The organism is Bacillus sp. 22483 (assembly GCF_052044605.1).
Classification (GTDB): Bacteria; Bacillota; Bacilli; order Bacillales; family Bacillaceae; genus Bacillus; species Bacillus altitudinis.
The window spans coordinates 1-2,182 of the sequence record NZ_JBQENU010000023.1; the positions used below are offsets into that span (position 1 = coordinate 1).

A 2,182-nucleotide genomic window follows, 5' to 3' on the forward strand; every position below is an offset into this window, starting at 1 on the left:
CGGGATATCGCGGAGCTATGTGTCTCGGATAGAGAAACGCGCACTGATGAAGATGTTTCATGAGTTTTACCGGGCGGAGAAGGAGAAACGGAAGCGGGAGAAGGGGAAGTGATTTGAATTTTGTAAAAGAATCCTTCTTGTTAGTGGATAAAAAACAGACCATATGAGGTCTGTTCAGATTGTTGACAAAGGGCTAAAATGAACTTGATTTTAGCCCTTTGTCTTCTTTTCAGCGTGATAGAAAACCTTTGCAGTCTAGGAAGGACGAGCATCGGCGCGGAGCGAATTTAACATTCGTGAGCACCGAAGCGCAGGACTGACACCGAATGCGAGGGTTTGTCTACACGCTGAACAGACCATATGAGGTCTGTTTTTTATTTTTTCTCTATACTACTTTCCATCTGAATTTGGTTATAAGAATAGTTTCTAATCAATTGCCAATTAAATATCTAATTTATTTTCTAGTTTATACGCTTGATAAGCTTTATAACAAACTGCATCTAAGACTCTAAATCAGCTATATTTTAGAGATTATAAACCTGATTATGATACATTGAAAAAATGGCTAATTATTTTAATCAGTTGAGGAGATGTAGAAAAAGATATTAAACCCTGAAACAAAATTTTCTTTAAAGATATAAAATATGCAACCGATGATAAGATTGAGGAATTGTTTCAGTTTTGGTTGAATCTGATGTTTCCAAAATTAAGAGTATCAGACTTGTATTAGATTCACCATTCGACGAACATTTAAATAATGTTGCCGAAAAAAAGAATTAACAGTTGATTTAAAATAAATGCTCATTAAGAGTATTTATTTTTAGCCAAATACAGAACAAACGTTCTTTTCGTAAGGAGTTGCTTAAGTTGGAACGTATTTTGCCAAAAAACACAACACACTTAGATGACTGGATCGAAGCATTCTATCATCAAATCAACATTAAAAATCCATCAGAACTTGATCTATTAGACATTGCCTACCGCTCCAATTTAAAAGTCGAATTCTTAAACATCAGCAGCCGGTACTATGCTGGAACTATTATCATTGATAATCGCCTCAGCCCTCAAGAACAGTGGCAAGATTTTGGTCATGAACTTTGCCATGCGCTTAGACATGAAGGAAATCAATTAATCATGCCCCCACTGTTTAGAGAGCTGCAGGAAATGCAGGCGAAGCGTTTTGCATATAAGTTTTGTATTCCGACATTTATGCTTAGAAAATTTAAATATGAACAAATAAAATATGATGCTTCTTGTATTCTTGCTAATCAATTTAATGTTACTAGAAGCTTTGCTTATAGGAGACTCAGTTTATTTTTTAATGGTTAAAAAACGATTGATGTATTTTGTCTTTTATTATTTTCAAAGAGGAATTCTTTATTTTTATACTTTTTTTTCTCATTTTTCTCTTTAGCACCAGTATTTTTTCGAATAAAACATTTTTTGTTCGATTTATAAAAATAGTACCTATTATTCTACTTGTGAATTTAATTTTCATAAAGGTGCAAAATTTTTTGCATATAAGCTTCCCTTTTAAAATTAATTTCTTAATTTTAATTCTGACTACAATTATACTTAGTTACTTTTACGCAAAAATTTACCCTCGATTATGGCCTAAAAGCGAAATTGCAAATGCAAGTCATGATAATGCACAGGAAAAAAATTTAAAGGTTACTGATTTTATTAAACATATTAATAAAAAAAAGCCTACTATTGTATTACCCGTACTTACATTCTTTATCTTAGTTTTTGTCGTATCTACTCCTTTAATTTCTAAAGACACAGGAAAGCTTATGCGAACTGTTACACCATATACTTCTTTAAAATTTGAAAAAATTAGCTCTTCGTATCTTAAAACACCGATAGAAGGAATCTTGGTGATTGAAAAGAATGATATCCTATACATTTCAAACAAAGAAGGGCAATTAATAAGAATTAAAGATGAGAAATATAAAACTGAACCACATGAATGAAATTTTGGTGCACTTTTACTGCACCCACCTTTTGACATTAATAATGAAATCCTCATGCATTTACGCGCACTCAAAAAACAAAAAAGGACGTCTCTCTGCATGACCCCATCGGTCAGGATAAAGAAGGCAACGAAATTTCATTAATTGACGTCTTAAAATCAGAAAATGAAGACGTGATTGATACCATTCAGCTCAACATGGAGCTTGAA

At 32.6% G+C, this 2,182-nt stretch carries 2 protein-coding genes; both read left to right on the forward strand.

The annotated features are described in order from the left end of the window. Nucleotides 1-867: 867 nt before the first annotated feature. A complete protein-coding gene (locus ACTJJQ_RS19190; protein ID WP_212047018.1) occupies nucleotides 868-1,329 on the forward strand; it encodes an ImmA/IrrE family metallo-endopeptidase in 462 nt (153 codons plus the stop codon). Nucleotides 1,330-1,514: 185 nt separating this feature from the next. Then, the gene (locus ACTJJQ_RS19195) at nucleotides 1,515-1,973 is read left to right on the forward strand and encodes a hypothetical protein (protein WP_440600511.1); all 459 of its coding nucleotides are present in this window, start codon (nucleotides 1,515-1,517) and stop codon (nucleotides 1,971-1,973) included. Nucleotides 1,974-2,182: the final 209 nt, after the last annotated feature.